The 18,612-nt window shown below is 35.0% G+C and carries 19 protein-coding genes; all 19 read right to left on the bottom strand.

From position 1 onward, the window contains the following. Positions 1 to 6: 6 nt before the first annotated feature. The 19 genes from JCM21714_RS02285 to sucC all read right to left on the bottom strand — a co-directional run bounded on the left by JCM21714_RS02285 (position 7) and on the right by sucC (position 18,137). A complete protein-coding gene (locus JCM21714_RS02285) occupies positions 7 to 1,497 on the bottom strand; it encodes a flagellar hook-length control protein FliK (RefSeq protein ID WP_035721423.1) in 1,491 nt (496 codons plus the stop codon). 31 nt (positions 1,498 to 1,528) lie between these two features. After that, positions 1,529 to 2,122, bottom strand: coding sequence for a MotE family protein (locus tag JCM21714_RS02290; protein WP_035721426.1), 594 nt, complete (start codon positions 2,120 to 2,122; stop codon positions 1,529 to 1,531). Positions 2,123 to 2,126: 4 nt separating this feature from the next. After that, positions 2,127 to 2,573 (bottom strand): flagellar export protein FliJ, encoded by a 447-nt coding sequence (fliJ, locus tag JCM21714_RS02295; protein ID WP_035721429.1) that lies wholly within the window; start codon positions 2,571 to 2,573, stop codon positions 2,127 to 2,129. Then, positions 2,573 to 3,889 carry a flagellar protein export ATPase FliI gene (gene fliI, locus JCM21714_RS02300; protein WP_035721432.1) on the bottom strand — a complete coding sequence of 439 codons (1,317 nt, stop codon included), beginning with the start codon at positions 3,887 to 3,889 and terminating at the stop codon, positions 2,573 to 2,575. Before fliI ends, fliJ begins: the two co-directional genes overlap by 1 nt. Next, positions 3,864 to 4,625 carry a flagellar assembly protein FliH gene (gene fliH / locus JCM21714_RS02305; RefSeq protein WP_158413460.1) on the bottom strand — a complete coding sequence of 254 codons (762 nt, stop codon included), beginning with the start codon at positions 4,623 to 4,625 and terminating at the stop codon, positions 3,864 to 3,866. Before fliH ends, fliI begins: the two co-directional genes overlap by 26 nt. Then, entirely contained in the window at positions 4,618 to 5,628 is a 1,011-nt protein-coding gene (gene fliG, locus JCM21714_RS02310; protein WP_035721438.1) for a flagellar motor switch protein FliG, read from the bottom strand. Before fliG ends, fliH begins: the two co-directional genes overlap by 8 nt. Positions 5,629 to 5,643: 15 nt before the next feature. Then, positions 5,644 to 7,248 (bottom strand): flagellar basal-body MS-ring/collar protein FliF, encoded by a 1,605-nt coding sequence (gene fliF, locus JCM21714_RS02315; protein ID WP_035721441.1) that lies wholly within the window; start codon positions 7,246 to 7,248, stop codon positions 5,644 to 5,646. Positions 7,249 to 7,294: 46 nt separating this feature from the next. Beyond that, entirely contained in the window at positions 7,295 to 7,600 is a 306-nt protein-coding gene (gene fliE, locus JCM21714_RS02320) for a flagellar hook-basal body complex protein FliE (RefSeq protein ID WP_035721444.1), read from the bottom strand. Between the two features lie 28 nt (positions 7,601 to 7,628). Beyond that, positions 7,629 to 8,087 (bottom strand): flagellar basal body rod protein FlgC, encoded by a 459-nt coding sequence (gene flgC / locus JCM21714_RS02325; RefSeq protein WP_035721447.1) that lies wholly within the window; start codon positions 8,085 to 8,087, stop codon positions 7,629 to 7,631. Between the two features lie 2 nt (positions 8,088 to 8,089). After that, positions 8,090 to 8,482 carry a flagellar basal body rod protein FlgB gene (gene flgB / locus JCM21714_RS02330; RefSeq protein WP_035721450.1) on the bottom strand — a complete coding sequence of 131 codons (393 nt, stop codon included), beginning with the start codon at positions 8,480 to 8,482 and terminating at the stop codon, positions 8,090 to 8,092. Positions 8,483 to 8,749: 267 nt separating this feature from the next. Next, complete coding sequence (codY, locus tag JCM21714_RS02335; RefSeq protein ID WP_035721453.1) at positions 8,750 to 9,514, bottom strand: GTP-sensing pleiotropic transcriptional regulator CodY; 765 nt, start codon at positions 9,512 to 9,514, stop codon at positions 8,750 to 8,752. Between the two features lie 17 nt (positions 9,515 to 9,531). Beyond that, positions 9,532 to 10,938 carry an ATP-dependent protease ATPase subunit HslU gene (gene hslU, locus JCM21714_RS02340; RefSeq protein ID WP_035721456.1) on the bottom strand — a complete coding sequence of 469 codons (1,407 nt, stop codon included), beginning with the start codon at positions 10,936 to 10,938 and terminating at the stop codon, positions 9,532 to 9,534. Between the two features lie 15 nt (positions 10,939 to 10,953). Further along, positions 10,954 to 11,499 (bottom strand): ATP-dependent protease subunit HslV, encoded by a 546-nt coding sequence (hslV, locus tag JCM21714_RS02345; RefSeq protein ID WP_035721459.1) that lies wholly within the window; start codon positions 11,497 to 11,499, stop codon positions 10,954 to 10,956. 21 nt (positions 11,500 to 11,520) lie between these two features. Then, complete coding sequence (gene xerC, locus JCM21714_RS02350; protein WP_035721462.1) at positions 11,521 to 12,426, bottom strand: tyrosine recombinase XerC; 906 nt, start codon at positions 12,424 to 12,426, stop codon at positions 11,521 to 11,523. A gap of 409 nt (positions 12,427 to 12,835) precedes the next feature. Further along, on the bottom strand, positions 12,836 to 14,917 hold the full coding sequence (topA, locus tag JCM21714_RS02355) for a type I DNA topoisomerase (protein ID WP_035721465.1): 2,082 nt from the start codon (positions 14,915 to 14,917) through the stop codon (positions 12,836 to 12,838). A gap of 148 nt (positions 14,918 to 15,065) precedes the next feature. Continuing rightward, entirely contained in the window at positions 15,066 to 15,791 is a 726-nt protein-coding gene (dprA, locus tag JCM21714_RS02360) for a DNA-processing protein DprA (RefSeq protein ID WP_235182548.1), read from the bottom strand. After that, positions 15,752 to 15,961, bottom strand: a complete 210-nt coding sequence (locus tag JCM21714_RS20780; RefSeq protein ID WP_235182549.1) for a hypothetical protein — start codon at positions 15,959 to 15,961, stop codon at positions 15,752 to 15,754. Before JCM21714_RS20780 ends, dprA begins: the two co-directional genes overlap by 40 nt. Positions 15,962 to 16,026: 65 nt before the next feature. Next, positions 16,027 to 16,932 (bottom strand): succinate--CoA ligase subunit alpha, encoded by a 906-nt coding sequence (gene sucD / locus JCM21714_RS02365; protein ID WP_035721468.1) that lies wholly within the window; start codon positions 16,930 to 16,932, stop codon positions 16,027 to 16,029. A gap of 38 nt (positions 16,933 to 16,970) precedes the next feature. Further along, positions 16,971 to 18,137 (bottom strand): ADP-forming succinate--CoA ligase subunit beta, encoded by a 1,167-nt coding sequence (gene sucC, locus JCM21714_RS02370; RefSeq protein ID WP_035721474.1) that lies wholly within the window; start codon positions 18,135 to 18,137, stop codon positions 16,971 to 16,973. Positions 18,138 to 18,612: the final 475 nt, after the last annotated feature.

Below are 18,612 nucleotides of genomic sequence, written 5' to 3' on the forward strand. Positions count from 1 at the left end.
TACCACCTACACTTTCGCATCCATTAATAGATCATGGAAATTAATTTGTTCTTGTTCTTCTGAATCGTTTTGTTGCCCGTCATGCTGATCACTTTGATTCTGACTATTTTCGTCTAGTGAATCATTATTTTCATCTGATAGTTTTTCCTGACCAGTTTGTGTTAAATTTTCCTGGCGTTCAATCACTACCTGTTGCGGTGAAAACATATGGCGCAGTTGATTTAAATTGCCTTCAAGTAATTCTTTCGCACCTTGTGATGCTACGATCATTTTTACGATCATTTCACCATTAACCTGGGTCAACTTCACCATCACATCACCTAAGTGTTCTGGCTGTAGTCGTAACATTAATTGGCTTGCTCCATTTGTCATTTTCATAAAATTACTCTTTTGAATAGCCTGTTGAAACTGCTCCATCAATTGTTTTTGAGCCAATTGTTGATCGGTATTCGTCTGCTGTGTATGAATCACAAATTGTTGCACTTTCGAATTAACTTGTTGATTCATGAGTGTCTGTAATTCTGTTTTTGACTGGCTTTGTTCCTGATTAATATTACCGCCTTGATTTTCCAATGCATTACTAATCCATTTGGCAATATCCTGTTGTGTTACTTTCTGACTTTGACCATAGTTTTTTTCCAAGGCTAAACGATTTTGAAAATTCTCTAAGAGCTTATTCCAAACCTCATTCGATTTAGGATGAGCTGTTGCTGCCAATAACGCTTGGGCATTTGTTTTAGCAGACTGATCTAACTGTGACCATTGCTTTAATACATCTTGTAATTGCTTTACATCTTGATTTGTAAGTTTATTCTGTTCCAACTTGTTTAATAAAGCTTCCACTTGATTTACGATCGATGTAACCTTCTCAGATTGATCCTTTGTGTTTAGTATGCTATTTACAGGAACAACCATGATCTGATTTATCCATGTATCCTTTTCAGTAGAGTTTTCCTGTTGACTTAGCATGGTAATTATTTCTGCAAGTGTTTCAAGCTGGTCAGGTTGTACCGATTGCATTAATTGAGTTTTGGAGATTGTTTTTGAATCTTGAAAAATAATACTCAATTCTTCTATTAATGCAAGTTGTTTTGTCGATAATTCCGGCAAATGTGCTAGGTTAGTCTGATTGCCACTTAATAATTCTTTTAAATTTTTTAATGTGTCTACATCTATTTCTTTTGTCAAAAGTTTCGCTAATGGATCCTTTGTTTCCCTATTTGATTCGAAATTTTCTACTAATTGCTGTAATTGGTCTGAGTCTGTTTGATTGCCGTTTAATAACTCTTTTAACTGTTTTAAAGTTTCAACATCTATTTCTTCGGGTAAACTTTCCAATAATGACTCAAGTTTATTTTGATTCAAATCCAGTCCTTTGACATTATTAGCTCCGAATAATTGTTGCTGAAAGGAAGAACTGCCGCTTACTTGAGATCTTATCGAACCGGTTAGTTGCGGTATTACTGAGCTTGACAATATATTTGCTGCGATAAACATTTAGTTCACCTCCTTTCATGGTTTTTATCGTTTATTGATTGACTAATTGGCTGCTGTAATCTGCAGCTATTTCTGGTTCCATCTCGCCTAATATCTCACCGCGAATCTCAGGATCTATCTGTTTTAATAATGAAATAGCAATCGAATTTTCCATGTTTTCAATGATCGGTGCGGCTGTTTTTGGTTTCATCGAACTAAATGATTCTGATAAGTCTTCATAAGCGCCGTCAGTGTTTTCATCCGTTTCTGGACCTGTTTCCTCTTGTTGTACTTCTGCTAATTGAGTCGTCAGGTTGGCTATCTCTTCTTCTAACTCTGCAATTGTAGTATCTTTGGTTTGCGTCTCATATTTTGCAGTCTCTAATTCCTCTTCTAAGTTTGCAATCTCCTGATCTTTTTTCGCCAAATTATTTTCATGTAATTCTTCCTCATCGGTCGCTACAGTTTGTGCTACAAAAGGAATTTTATTTAACGTTTCTTTCGTATACTTACCGACGTCAACACCCATTACATATAGAATGATTACTGTTATTATAATGGTGAATATTAGTGGCACTAATATAATAATAAGCCATTGAAAAATTCCTGGTTTTCTTTCTTTGTCTTCAGACGGATTAGTTGCCATTTTTTCACCTATCCTTACTTTCCGAATACTTACGAATCGATAGTTCATCCATTAACATCAAATCTTTCTTTTTCTCTACTTGTCTAAACTGTGCCTGTTTATTATCAATCAGCTTTTCTATTTTTTTCACTTCAATGTATTGTTCTGTAACTCGTTCCTGTAACAGATTCATCTTTTTTCTGGCCTTTTCTACTTTTTGTTGGATATTCAAAATATTTGGCGTTAAAAAATTTAAATATTGATGATAGGATTGTAATGTTTCAATTTGCGACTTATCATGTAAAGATTGCTTATAACTATCTTCAATTTCTTCTTTTCTTTTTAAAAGATCATATAAATTAGTAGCATAATGTTCGAACTCTGCCGCAGCTTCCTGATACTTAAACTGTGCTTCTTTTTTATCATTATCTTTCAGAAGTCTTATTTTTTGATATCCTTCGATTTGTTTCATTAGGAATTACTCCCCTGCAGCAATTGTTCTAGTTCATTGAGGGCAGTCTGATCCTCTACATTTTCATTCATATCTTGTTTTAGGGCATTCATTATTTTTGGTTGAAGCTGGATTGCCTCGTCAACTATTTTACTCGATCCTCTTTTATAGGCACCAATTTGAATCAGTTCCTCATTATCATTATAGGTTGCTAAAATCGTTCTAATTTTCTGTACCAGATTCAATCGATTTGCAGATACAATTTCTGGCATTACTCTGCTAACGGATTGTAAAACATTGATTGCTGGAAATTGACCTTTTTCAGCTAATTTTCTGTCCAGAATAAAGTGCCCATCTAATATACCTCTTGTCGTATCTGCAATTGGTTCATTAAAATCATCGCCGTCAACTAATACCGTATAAAAAGCAGTGATCGAACCATCTTTACTTGTTCCCGTTCTTTCCAATAATGATGGTAACAGCGCAAACACGGACGGTGTGTAACCTTTCGTTGTTGGTGGTTCACCTATCGCAAGACCTATTTCCCTTTGAGCCATTGCTACTCTTGTAACAGAATCCATCATTAAATTTACTTCATAACCAAGATCACGAAAATATTCACTGATCGCTGTTGCAGTAAATGCTCCTTTAATTCGCATCAATGCAGATTGATCAGAAGTTGCCACGACCACAATAGATTTTTTTAATCCTTCAGGGCCTAAGTCTCTTTCAATGAATTCCTTTACTTCCCGGCCTCGCTCACCAATCAGGGCAATTACATTAATATCAGCAATGCTATTTCTTGCAATCATTCCCAATAACGTACTTTTTCCAACACCACTACCAGCAAAAATCCCAATTCTCTGACCTTTTCCTACCGATAACATTGTATCAATTGCCTTGACTCCGACAGGGAACGGTGTTTGAATTCTAGGTCGTTCCAACGGGTTTGGTGGTGATTGTTCTGTTGGATGTTCTTTTAAACCTTTTGGTAATCGGGAACCATCCAGCATATTACCTGTTGAATCAATCACTTTCCCAATTAATGCTCTACCAATCTTAACCTTTAGGGACTGCTTAGTTGCTTCTACTAAACAACCTGAAGCAATATTATGCAAAGATGTATATGGCATTAATAAAACTTTTTCTTCATAGAATCCTATCACTTCAGCCATTATCTTTTGATTGGATATTTTATTATGAATGTAGCAAACTTCACCTATCCTTGCTTCAGGACCTCTTGCTTCTATTAATAATCCGACCACACGATCGACTTTGCCAAATCTTTTATAGGTATCGATATGTTCTATCTCATTCAGTAACATTTGTGTTTTCACGTGTGATCTCCTCCACTACATGAAATAGTCTGCTTCTAATTTCTTGTAACTGACTGTCCACAGAAGCATCAATTCTGCCGAAAGGTGTTTCAATTACAATCTGTTCTCCTATTAAATCTGTAGAAGGGTAAATCATAAATTCTATATCACTTTGGATAAGTGAATTTAATTCATCCTTGTTATCTAATAAAAGCGAAAAGTATTTACTTGAGACAAATAATTTAATTTTCGGATGATCTTTCACTTGTTCCACCACTGATTTCGCTACAGCTAAGAATCTGGAAGGCTCCTCATCCAATAACTGATGAAGGACTTTTTCAGAAGTGGTCATCGCAATCTGTAGAACTGTTTCATCACTTTCTGCGACAATTTTATGATATTCTTTCTTTGCATTTTCCAAAACATCTACAGCATCATGTATAATAGCTTGATATTGTTCTAAGCTATCTTGTTTTCCCTGTTCGAATCCTTGCTGGTAACCATCTTGCTGTGCTTTCTGTATTAACTGAATTTTTTCTTGTTCCCATTCTTCTTTTAACCTAATTATCTCTGCTTGTGCTGTTTCTTTTTTATTATCAGTTTTTTCAACGATTTCTTGTAAACTAGCTTCTGCTTCTTCTATCTGTTGATTTAGAGATTGCAATTCATCTTCTGCTTCAAATTTAGAATAATTTCGTCTCGTTACTTCTATTTTACGTAACTGAATTTGTCTTGGTGGTAGAGGATTATTAGACAATAATATCATCTCCTCCACCTCTTGCTATTACAATTTCTCCAACTTCTTCCAGACGTCTAATAGTAGAAACAATCCGTGATTGTGCTTCTTCTACATCTCGTAAACGGACAGGTCCCATAAATTCCATTTCTTCCTTAAAGGTTTCGGCCATGCGATTCGACATATTACTAAAGACAATTTCTTTCACTTCATCACTGCCAACCTTAAGAGAAAGTCGTAAATCATCGTTTTCTACTTCGCGAATAACTCGCTGAATCGCACGGTTATCCAATGTAACAATATCTTCAAAGACGAACATTCTCTTCTTAATTTCTTCAGCCAGCTCCGGATCATCAATTTCAAGCGTATCTAAAATGGTTCTTTCTGTACTTCGGTCAACACCATTTAATACTTCTACTACTGCCTGAATACCACCTGTTTGCGTATAATCCTGAGAAACTGTTGTCGATAATTTTCTTTCTAATATTTGTTCCACTTCCGCAATTATCTCTGGTGATGTTGAATCCATTAATGCAATCCTTTTTGCAATATCTGCCTGCATTTCCTGTGGTAATTCTGATAGAATTTGTGCTGATTGTTCAGAATCTAAATAAGATAATACAAGAGCGATCGTTTGTGGATGTTCATTCTGAATAAAATTAATGATTTGACCAGGTTCTGCCTTTCTGGCAAAGTCAAATGGTTTCACTTGTAAAGAGGATGTTAAACGATTTAATATATCTCCAGCCTTCTCTTCACCTAATGCTTTTTCAAGTACTGTTTTAGCATAATTAATTCCACCTTGTGAAATATAATCCTGTGCCATGGCGATTTCATGGAATTGTTCCATAATATCCTCTTTCTGGGAACCTTCCACTTTTTTCACTGATGAAATTTCTAGCGTTAATTTCTCAATCTCTTCCGGTGTAAGATGCTTATATACCTGAGCTGAAACATCAGGTCCTAAAGAGATTAATAGAATAGCAGCCTTTTGTTTACCCGTCAGTTGCTGTCTTTTCGCCATGCTAATTAACCTCCTTTAATCTTCTGATATCCAACTTCTAAGTAGTTTTGCAAATTCTTCCGGTTTATCTTGAGCATATTTTTCAAGTTGTTTACGTCTCATTGACGCATCAGAATCATCTGTATGTGTGATCGGTGGTATCTCTCGTTCTGTGAATTCAGTCGCTTCCACCTCTTCGACAACTTCTTCCTCTTCTGAACGTTTACGCCGCAATAAGATAATTAAGAAGATGATAGCTAATAATAAAACACCGCCAACTATGTATATCCATATAGGTATTACGGGAGTTACCTGAGCGTTTTGTAACACATTCGTTCCTTCAAATGGTTGCATTACAATTGATACTTTTTCTTCTGGTACAATTTCGCCGTATGTCTTATCAATCGAAGTTGTGACGATTGATTCTAATATAGACGCAATACTTTCCTCCACCTGTAACTGCTCTTGTGGTGTTAATTCTTCTATTTCACCGTTTTCTAGAACTCTTGTATTATCGATTGCTACTTGAATCCCTAAATCTCTAATCTTATACGGACTTTCTACAATGTCTCGCTGAATTCTATTAAATTCATTATTTACTGATTCTTTTACTAACTCGTAATCACCAATATTTCCATCTAATCCAGCAGGATAATTTGGGATTTCGCCTTCTTCAACACCGACAGCGCCCTCTTCTGGCTGTGCTCCAATGAAGGATTCAGTGATTGTTTCAATACTTACCGGCAACGTATCCATCTCTTCATTGACAGGTTCCACTAATTGCTCCACACGCTTTTCCTGCGTGAAATCAATATCGGCAGTTGCAGAAATCGCTACTTTATTCATACCGATCATTGAACCTAACATTCGTTGAACACGTCTTTCAATGTCCTTTTCTATGTCACTTTTGATTTGTTGTTGAGAGGTATGTGTATCCCCGTTCGCAAGAGAATTCTCATTATTTAAGTCATAATACTCAAAATTTTGATTCATAATGACGATATTATCAGTAGGCAGATTTGGTACTGATTTTGAAACCAGATGATACAGAGTATTAATCTGCGATGGTTCAAATTGATAGCCTGGTTGTGTCTGGACCACAATAGATGCGGTTCCTTCCTGTTGCTGATCACTAATAAACACTGGATCTTCAGGCATATTAATCATTACCTCAGCAGCTTCTATCCCATTGATTTGCGTTATAAGAGTGGCTAATTCCGTTTGCATGGCGTCCAATTTCATCACATCAAACTCATTATCTGTTACGCCCCCCCATGAACTATTTTCAGCAAAGAATGAATAATCAATACTGCCACTATCAGGTATACCCTGAGCTGCTAAGTCGACTAACAGTGAATCAGCATCTGCTTCAGGGACATTGACAGCAGTCCCAGCATTAGCGATCTCATAACCTACACCCCCCCGAGCATCTAATTCTTCTTTAATTTGACCCACTTCCTGTAACGATAAATCCTTATATAATGTGACCATATTATCATTGGAAGTAGTCAATACCGTCGTAAGAATAATCAAGGCTATTAGTAAACCAATTCCTCCAAAAAGTAATCCTTTTTTCATTTTGGACATTGATGAATAATATGCTGTAACTTTCTCCTTATATTGTTTCCATTTTTCGTTCATTTTGTGCCCCCCCCAACATCATTACTTGCATACAACAAATCAACTATTATACTTGTAATCTCATTATTTCGTTGTAGGCATCGACTACTTTTTTCTGAATCTGTACGCCTGTTTGTAGCATGATACTAGCTTTTTGTGAAGTAATCATTACATCATGCAAATCATTAATTTCCCCCCCTTTAGCTAATGCCTCTGTTTTCTGATCGGATGCTTTTTGCGCTTGATTAATATTACTAATTGCCTCTTTAAGATTTGTTGCAAAAGCTTGTTGCGCTTCACCTACTGATATCTTAGGTTCATTATTTATTTGATTATAATCAGGTTGGATATTTTGCAAAGAATAGATATTCATTGGACTTTTCACCCTTTCCGTTCTTCATTTACTTACCAATTTCAAGTGCCTTCATTAACATTGTCTTAGATGCGTTTAAAGATGTGACATTCGCCTCATATGATCTTGTCGCACTCATCATGTCGACCATTTCTTTCAAAGGATCAACATTTGGCATTTCAACATAGCCATCTTCATTTGCGTCAGGATGATTAGGATTATAAACTAATTGAAAAGGCTCGTCGTCTTCCACTATTTGAGTTACTTTTACCCCCCCGGAACCTTCACTTTCTCCTCGATAGGATGCATGTTGTAGGATAGATGAAAAACCTTGATCTTTCGGAGATAATACGGTCATTTTTCTACGGTACGGTTCATATTCACCTTCTGCGTTCACTGTCGCTCTAGTGGTATCCACATTTGCTATATTAGAAGCGATTGTGTCCATTCTAAGCCGTTGTGCAGTCAGACCACTAGCGCTCGTATTTATTCCATTAAATATAGACATTATTAATTACCTCCTCTAATAACGCTTTGTAAACTATTAAATTTGCCATTGATGCGGTCCACTAATGCTTGATAATAGATTTGGTTTTTTGCCAATTCAGACATTTCTTTATCAATATCAACGTTATTACCATTATGGTTATACATGGTTGATGTATTTGTTGTGACTTTTATATTAGAAGTATTTGTCGAAAAAGAAAGATGTCGCTCGTCTGTACGCTTTGTTTCAAATTGATTCGACAGTTGATTTTTAAGAACTTCATTAAATTGTACATTTTTAGACTTGTAATTTGCTGTATCAGCATTTGATATATTATGTGCGATCGTTCTATTCTTAACCGTTGCATAATCTAAAGAATTTTCGAGCGTTTGAATGGTACCTTGAAATAATGACATGTCAAATCCTCCACTTTTTTTATAAACAGTCATAAAAATTATTCCTCTAACGAATATTGTAAGATAAATAACACAAACTGTCTATGACTAATCGTCATATCATTACTAAAATAGGTTACTTTTTTTATAAAAATAGGTCTAAGGTCTTGATTTTAGTTAATTTTTTGTGGTTTTTTAAAAATTAATGTCGAAGAAATAGCATATATATGAATTTCAAAATAAAAAAAGTTCTCCATTTTAGTTTGGAGAACTTTTTTATAAATATTTTTATTTTAATTCATTTAAAAATTTATCATTTAGAACTTTAATATAGGTACCCTTCATTCCTAAAGATCTTGATTCAATCACACCTGCACTCTCCAACTTTCTAAGTGCATTGACGATCACAGAACGGGTAATACCCACCCGATCAGCTATCTTGCTTGCTACTAATAATCCTTCCATACCAGCTAATTCTTCAAAAATGTGCTCAATTGCCTCTAACTCACTATATGATAACGAACTGATTGCCATCTGCACAACAGCTGTACTTCTTGCTTCTTCTTCAATTTCTCCCGTTTTTTCATGCAATATCTCCATTCCTACCACAGTGGCACCATATTCGGCTAAGACTAGCTCATCATCCTCAAAAGAATCAGATAATCTACTTAATATTAACGTACCTAAACGTTGTCCACCACCTATAATCGGAACAATGGTTGTTAACCCGTTTTGAAATAAATCACGGTTCTCAACTGGAAAAGCTGTGTATTCACTATCAATATCAAGATTTGTAGTAGTGGTTGTGATATTAAATAAATTTTTAGTATAGGTTTCTGGAAATTGTCTTTCTTCTAACATTTTTTTCATTCGATCATTTTCAATCAGTTGATTTATAGCAAACCCTAATAGTTTACCTCTTCTGCTTACAATAAAGACATTGGCACTAATTACATCTCTTAATGTTTTGGCCATATCTTTGAAATCCACAGACTTTCCTTTAGTTTTCTGCAGCATCGCATTTATTTCTCTGGTTTTTTCTAATAATTGCATTTCATTCACCATCCAAGTTATAAAATAAATTGACTTAAATCTCTATTTGTTGCAATTGCTTTTAGTTTATCATTAACATAATGTTCCGTAATTTCAATATTTCCTATCCCAATATCTGAAGCTTCATATGACAATTCTTCCAGCAACTTTTCTAATATCGTATGTAGTCTTCTTGCTCCAATATTATCTGTTTCCTGGTTCACTTGATATGCTATTTCTGCTAGACGGTATATCGCTTCATTTGTAAAAGAAATGGTTATACCTTCTGTTTCCAACAATGCTTTGTACTGAGTTAACAGTGAATTAGACGGTTCTTTTAGGATTCGCTCAAAATCAGTAATAGTTAGTTTTTCAAATTCTACGCGAATTGGAAATCTACCTTGTAATTCAGGAATCAAATCAGAAGGTTTAGCCATATGGAAAGCACCTGCTGCGATAAACAACATATGATCGGTCTTAACTGTACCATATTTAGTAACAATTGACGATCCTTCTACAATTGGCAGGATATCTCTTTGTACCCCCCCTTCTCTCGATACGGTTGATGATTGTTCTTGTTTAACCGCAACTTTATCGATTTCATCAATAAAAATAATCCCCCCCATTTGTTCTGCTTTTTCGATTGCTTGGTGGATGACGTGGTCCATATCAATAAGTTTCTGTGCTTCCTGATCGATTAAAACTTTTCTCGCATCTTTAACTAGAAGACTTCTCTTCTTTTTCTTTTTAGGTATCAGTGAACCCAAGGCATCCTGCATGTTCATTCCCATTTGTTCCATTCCAGATCCTTGGAGCATGTCAAACATATTAGTTGTTTGTTCTTCTACTTCAATTGTTACTGTACGATCTTCAAGTTCACCAAGTTCTAATAATTTCTTTGTTTGTTGTCGTTGTTGCTGGATACTCTCTTTTGCTTCTTTATCCTGTGTTTGGTCCTCATGTGATTGTTGTTGATTTTGATTAAGAAAGAAGTCAAATGGATTTTTTGTAGAATTATTTTTCTTTTTTGATGGTACGAACAACTCCACAATTCTATTGTTAGCTAATTTTTCAGCCTTACCTTCTACTTCCTTCATCGCATCTTCTTTTACCATCCGTATTGATGTTTCAACTAAATCTCTTACCATCGATTCCACATCACGTCCAACATACCCGACTTCTGTATATTTTGTTGCTTCTACTTTAATAAACGGTGCGCCCACCAATTTCGCCAGCCTTCTGGCTACTTCAGTTTTTCCTACACCAGTAGGTCCTATCATCAAGATATTTTTAGGGACTATTTCATTTCTTAGTTCTTCAGACAGTTGCATTCTTCGATAACGATTTCTCAAAGCAACTGCTACCGCTTTTTTAGCATTCTCCTGACCAATTATATATTCACTTAATTTTTCAACGATTTTTTTAGGAGTTAGATTCAATGACATAAGGATCATCCCTTCTTATTCAAGCTCTTCCAATATTAATTGATTGTTAGTAAACACACAAATTTCCCCCCCAGCTATTTCTAAGGACGATTTGGCAATCTCTTTTGCTTCCATTGTTGGTGCATGTCTCTTTAAAGCTCTTCCAGCACTTAAAGCATAGTTCCCACCTGAACCAATTGCAAGGATGCCATCATCTGGTTCAATCACTTCACCAGTACCTGAAATTAACAATAGTTCTTTTTTATTCATTACGATTAACATAGCTTCTAATTTTCTTAAGTATTTATCATTTCGCCAATCTTTGGCTAGTTCCACTGCGGCCCGGGAAAGATTTCCATCATATGTTTCTAATTTGGCTTCAAAGCTTTCATATAAAGTAAACGCATCTGCTACAGAACCGGCAAACCCTGCTAATACTTGATTCTGATATAGTTTTCTTACTTTTTTTGCCGTATGTTTCATTATTACTTGATTTCCAAGTGTTACCTGACCATCACCACACATAGCTGATTTTCCATTATGTTGGACAGCGAATATTGTCGTCGCATGAAATGTTTCCATCTTTAGTCCTCCTCTAATACATTAACGATTCGCACGTGGATGTGCTGTATGATAAACTTTTTTTAAACGGTCTTTAGAGACATGGGTATAGATCTGAGTAGAAGATAAATTAGTATGACCCAATAATTCTTGTACAGCGCGCAAATCAGCACCATTATCTAATAAATGTGTGGCAAAACTATGCCTTAATTTATGTGGATGAATTTGAAAGGTTAGTGCTGCTTCTTCCACTTGCTTATTAATAATTAATCGTACACCTCTTGCTGTTAATGGATTACCTCTAGCATTTAAAAACAAAAAATTTTGTGGTTGACTTTTTTCAGTTATTAATAAAGACCGGCTTTCATTTATATAGTGAACAAGTGCTTTTTCAGCGTAGTCTCCAAATGGTACATATCTTTCCTTATTTCCTTTACCTAAGACCAATATGGTTTGGAGTTCGAAGTCAATTTTATCCATTGTTATATGCACACATTCACTGACTCTAATGCCTGTCCCATATAACACTTCTAATAAAGCCAAGTTACGTTTGCCAAGTTTTGAAGACCTATCAATAGCATCAAATAGTTTATTAATTTCTTCCTGGTATAGAAATTCAGGTATTTTATATGGTGTTCTAGGCAATTGTAAATGAACAAGTGGGTTCTCCAAAACAATCTTTTCTCTAATAAGAAATTTAAAAAAGCTTCTTAGCGTTGAAATGTGACGGCTTATTGACCTTTTCACTAGTCCTTGTTCATACAATGTTGTTAAATAGGTACGAATAATTGCATAATTAACAAGGGATAAGCTTTCTAAATTTTCTGATGTTAGAAATCGAAAAAAATGCGCTAAATCTTTTTCATAAGCCTCGATTGTACTTTTCGATGCATTCTTTTCGATTTGTAAGTACTCCAAATATTTCAACCATTCTTTATAATAATTCATAAGCCACCTCTTAATGCGTTAAAATAGTATCATAAGCAATTCAAGTCTGCAATTGTAATGGCAATATTGTTAACAGTTTATCAAAGATTACCTTTAATATTATATTATTCCCCTTAAAAGATTGAGCCAAAACAAACAATTACTCTTTATTGTAAGCAATTTCATTAATTACCTTATTTACTATAATACTAACATTAAAAAGTACATAAGAGAAACCAGACATTCCATCGTTTCATTTCAAGCCATTAACTTTCAACTTGATCCAACTATTTTTATATGGAATTATAACTATTTTCTAAACGTTTACTTGATTTAACATCAATCAATATCACTTCATTCTGGGCTATTTTTGTAATTATTCATAATAAAATGAAGCTTACTCTTTATATGAGTAAGCTTCTATATTATTCTATCCTTGTTCCTCTTCTTTATAATCGCATGAAGAACATTGTACTTGTGTATTTTTCTTTGATTTCTTCTCAACTAGCATTTTATTACATTTCGGACAATCTCTTCCTACTGGTTTATCCCATGAAATAAATTCACACTTAGGATAATTATCACAACCATAGAAGGTCCGTCGCTTCTTTGTCTTTCTTTCTACAATATTACCATCTTTACATTCTGGACATTTAACCCCAATCTCTTTCAAGATAGGCTTCGTATTACGACATTCAGGGAAATTAGAACATGCAAGAAATTTCCCATATCTGCCCATTTTATAGACCATTTCATGTCCGCACTTTTCACAATCAATACCTGCAGGTTCATCACGAATTTCAACTTTTTCCATTTCTTTTTCTGCTTTTTCAAGACGTTTATCAAAACCTTGATAAAACTGATCAATTATTTTTATCCATTGTGTATGACCTTCTTCAACTGCATCTAAATCCTCTTCCATTTTAGCAGTAAAAGCAACATCGATAATCTCAGGGAAAAATTCATTAATTAATTGAATGACGATTTCGCCAAGTTCGGTTGGAACAAATCTTTTATTATCTAATGCAATATAACCTCTCCGTTGTATCGTATCCAATGTTGGAGCATACGTAGAAGGTCTGCCAATACCTTTCTCCTCCATAGTCTTTACAAGTCTTGCTTCTGTATATCTTGGAGGTGGCTGTGTAAAGTGTTGGTTTGGTGTTATTTTTTCTGTTTTTACTATTTCACCTTCATTTAGATCTGGTAACCATTTGTCTGTCTGCTTTTGTTGATCATCGGTACTTTCGATATAGACTGTCATAAATCCTTTAAATTTAATTTTTGAACCTGTTGCTCTAAATTCTATGCCTTGGTTTGTAAGATGTACAGTCATCGTATCCATAACAGCTGATGCCATTTGACTGGCAATGAATCTTTCCCAAATTAGTTTATATAACTTAAGTTGATCTCTGGATAGTATTGATTTTACAGATTGCGGATCTCTTAAAGCATTTGTAGGTCTGATAGCTTCGTGTGCGTCTTGGGCACCTTCTGAATTTTTCGATTTTTTATTAATCCCAGTGAATTCTTTTCCATATTTATTTTCCACATATTCTTTCGCCTGATTTTTAGCGGTTTCAGAAATTCTTGTGGAATCTGTACGCATATACGTGATTAAACCTGTGACGCCACCTTCTTTTCTTCCTAAATCAATTCCTTCATACAATTGTTGAGCAACCATCATTGTTTTTCTTGCTCGAAAATTTAATTTCCTCGCTGCCTCTTGTTGTAAGGAAGAGGTAGTAAAAGCCAGTGATGGATTTCTATTTCGTTCTTTTTTATTTACTTTCTCTACTAAGAAGTCATTTCCTTTTAAAGTAGCTAATATCTGATCAACATCTTCTTTTGAACGCAGGGCTTTCTTTTTACCATCTACTCCATAAAAAGCTGCATCAAATGTTTGCTTTCCTTTATGAAAAACAGAATCAATACTCCAATATTCTTCTGGTTTAAACTCTTTAATCTCATTTTCTCTATCAATAATCATTTTAACGGCAACGGACTGAACACGCCCTGCACTTAAACCTTTCTTTACTTTCTGCCAGAGAAGTGGACTAATATTATATCCTACTAAGCGATCTAAAATTCTCCTAGCTTGTTGAGCATCAACCAAATCCATATTAATCGTTCTAGGGTGCTTAAAAGAGTCCTTGACCGCTTCTTTGGTGATTTCATTAAATACCACTCTACACTCAGAATCTAAATCAATATTTAAACTATGAGCTAAATGCCATGCAATTGCTTCCCCCCCTTCACGATCGGGATCGGCTGCAAGGAATACTTTATCCACTTTTTTGGCGGCAGTTTTTAATTCCTTCAAAACAGGACCCTTACCTCGGATCGTAATGTACTTTGGGTCATAATCATTTTTTACATCTACACCCATTTGACTTTTCGGAAGGTCTCTAACATGTCCCATCGAAGCTTTTACTTTATATTTTTTCCCTAAATATTTTTCTATAGTTTTAGCCTTAGCTGGTGATTCAACGATTACTAAATATTGTTCCATTATTCCTGACCCCCCCTCCCAAGAGGTAATTTCATTCTGTTAATCATATAGTATAATCATTCATTTCTAGATATGATAAATCTTCCCTATTATTAAATACTTTGCTGGTGTTTGTCAAACAAAGCAATATAAAAATATAAATTACAACCTAAATTTTCAATTGATTAGGATGGTGTATAATACATTCTTCTAATATATCGTTACTAGATAATACCAGCTTTGCACCATCTTGAATAAGCTGATTACAACCTGAACTAGTTTCAGCTAAAATAGACCCTGGAACAGCAAACACTTCTTTACCTTGTTCTAAAGCTTGATCTACCGTTATCAGAGTACCACTTCTTTTTTTTGCTTCAATTACTAGTGTTCCAAAACTTAACCCGCTAATGATTCGATTTCGCTCGGGAAAATGGTATTTTTGTGGAGGTTGATTTGGTGGATATTCTGAAATGATTAGATTTTCTTTGGAAATTTGTTGATATAATGATTGATGTTCTTTCGGATAAATATGATCAAAACCACCACCTAATACAGCAATAGTGGGACTCTGATGTTGTAAAGCTAACTGATGGGCAAAACCATCAATTCCAATTGCCATACCACTTGTTATAACAAGTTTATATTGAAATAAAGGTATAAGTAAATTTTTCATAATGGATAAAGCATTTACCGATGGATGACGTGTTCCTACTACGCTTAAATTAGGTGAATAAGATAATAAAGTTGAATCACCATGAAGATATAAAACAAGAGGTGGATCCGGGATGACTTTCAAGGATGAAGGATATTTTTGATTAAAAATTGTAATAACCTGGAATCTGTTCACATTTGCTACTACTTCTTTCTGTAATGATCTGTTATGAAGCTGTTCCACAATAAAAGTAGCTTTTTTTCACTTAAATGAAAATATTCCTGCCATTGTTGACCACTCCATTGATAACTCTGAACTAAATCAGGATCAAGTTTAATTACTTTCTTTAATAATGATCTACTCACACCTTTAATATGATGTAACAGAATGAGTCGCCATTCCCTTTTATCCATTTCTCCACTCCCTTTATATATGGAAAATAAGCCAAGAGTCATCTTAGCTTATTTTTCCTGAATGATTAATGAGTTTTACACTTATTGTATAATCCTTTTTCTTTTAAAACACTGATTAGCGTTTCACCCATAACAGCAGGTGTTTCTGCTACTTGAATTCCACAACTGTTCATCACTTTTATTTTTTCTTCAGCAGTACCTTTACCACCTGAGATAATTGCGCCAGCATGTCCCATACGTTTTCCAGGAGGTGCTGTAGCACCACCAATAAATCCTACAACAGGTTTTGTCATGTTAGCTTTTACCCATTCAGCTGCTTCTTCTTCTGCAGTACCACCAATTTCTCCAATCATCATCACAGCTTCTGTTTCTGGATCTTCATTAAATGCTTTTAGAGCATCAATAAAATCTGTACCATTCACTGGATCTCCACCAATACCAACAGCAGTAGATTGTCCAAAACCATTTTTAGATAATTGATGCACAGCTTCATATGTTAACGTACCTGAACGAGAAATAACACCAATATGGCCTTTTTTATGAATGTAACCAGGCATAATCCCAATTTTACATTCTTCAGGTGTGATTACACCTGGGCAGTTTGGTCCAATTAATCTTGTTTTCTTACCTTCCATATAACGTTTTACTTTAACCATATCCATTACCGGTATATGTTCTGTAATACATATTACAAGATCTAACTCAGCTTCAACAGCCTCTATAATTGCATCCGCAGCAAATGGAGCAGGCACATAAATAACTGAAGCATTTGCACCTGTCTCATTAACAGCTTGTGCTACAGTATTAAATACAGGTACTCCTTCTACTTCTGTTCCGCCTTTTTTAGGGGGGGTTACACCAGCAACAATTTTTGTGCCATATTCCAGCATTTGTTTTGTATGGAAAAGTGCTGTAGAACCGGTAATACCTTGAACAAGCACTTTTGTATCTTTATTAATAAATACACTCATGTAAATGGACCCTCCTTCTTCCTTTAGAGATATACTTTTTAGTTTTCATTAACTAGTGCAACGATTTGTTTTGCACCGTCTGCCATTGATTCAGCTGGTGTAATGTTTAAACCAGATTCTGCTAAGATTTTCTTACCAGCATCCACATTTGTACCCTCAAGACGGACTACTAGAGGAATTGTTAAACCAACTTCCTTCGTTGCTGTTACTACACCTTCTGCGATAACATCACATTTCATTATACCACCAAAAATATTAACAAAAATACCTTTAACATTTTTATCGGACAAAATGATTTTAAATGCTTCTGTTACTTTTTCTGCAGTAGCACTGCCTCCAACATCTAAGAAGTTAGCCGGATCACCATGATAGTGTTTAATAATATCCATTGTAGACATTGCTAGACCTGCTCCATTAACCATACAACCGATATTACCTTCTAATGCAATATAACTAAGATCAAATTTGGATGCTTCGATCTCTTTTTCGTCTTCTTCGTCGAGATCACGGTATTTCACGATATCTTTTTGACGGAATAATGCATTATCATCGAAGTTTAATTTTGCATCTAATGCAAGTACATCGCCCTCTGCTGTTGTAGCGAGTGGATTTATTTCAGCAATGGAACAATCCTTTTCAACAAATACCTGATATAGTCCCATCATAAATTTTACGGCTTTTCCTATTTCTTCAGCCGGAATATTAATATTGAAAGCTAATCTTCTTGCTTGATAAGGTAATAATCCTGTTACAGGATCAATCACTTCTTTAAAGATTTTTTCAGGTGTTTTATCAGCCACCTCTTCAATTTCTGTACCGCCTTCTTCAGATCCCATCATCGTAACTTTAGATGTGGAACGGTCTAATACAAGTCCGATATAATATTCATTTTTAATGTTACAGCCTTCTTCAATTAGTAAACGTTTTACTTCTTTACCATTAGGGCCTGTTTGATGTGTTACTAAGGTTTTACCTAGAATTTCGTCTGCATATGTACGAACTTCTTCGATATTTTTCGCTATCTTCACGCCGCCTGCTTTTCCTCTTCCACCAGCATGAATTTGAGCTTTGACTACCGATACCTTTGTACCAAGTTCTTTCGCAGCTTCAACAGCTTCTTCCACCGTGTATGCTACTTTTCCTTTTGGTACAGCGACACCGTAACTACGCAAAATTTCTTTGCCCTGATACTCATGAATATTCATCTTTCATCCTCCCATCTATTAATCACTGCTATCCCATTGTAAAAAAACTATTGACAATTGTCTAGAATATACAATGATTATTTACATCTTTTTTTCTAAGCGCACACAAAACAGGTTATTTTTCCACTAAAAGACCCTAGACAATATAACTAAACTGCGAAGTACTTCTTTGACAACAGTATTTAGATAACTGTAAATCCAACGCTGCGGAAAAACACTCCCTTTCCTAGGGGTGCGGCTTCAGCTCGCACTGATCCCTCAGGAGTCTCGCATTTTTCCTCCGCTTTGGATAGATCTCTGTTCAAATAAGATGAAATAAGCAATGATATCCATGTGCTAGCTGTCACTAACGTTGTAGAACCCTATTAAAGCGAAGTAAATGGACGGAGCTTTTACTTACATTCATCATACTTTCAAAATTGTCACTAATTCGCAGTTTATGTCTAATGTGTATAAAGGTGAAATGTTGTGGATT

The organism is Gracilibacillus boraciitolerans JCM 21714 (assembly GCF_000521485.1).
In the GTDB taxonomy this organism is placed as follows: Bacteria; Bacillota; Bacilli; order Bacillales; family Amphibacillaceae; genus Gracilibacillus; species Gracilibacillus boraciitolerans.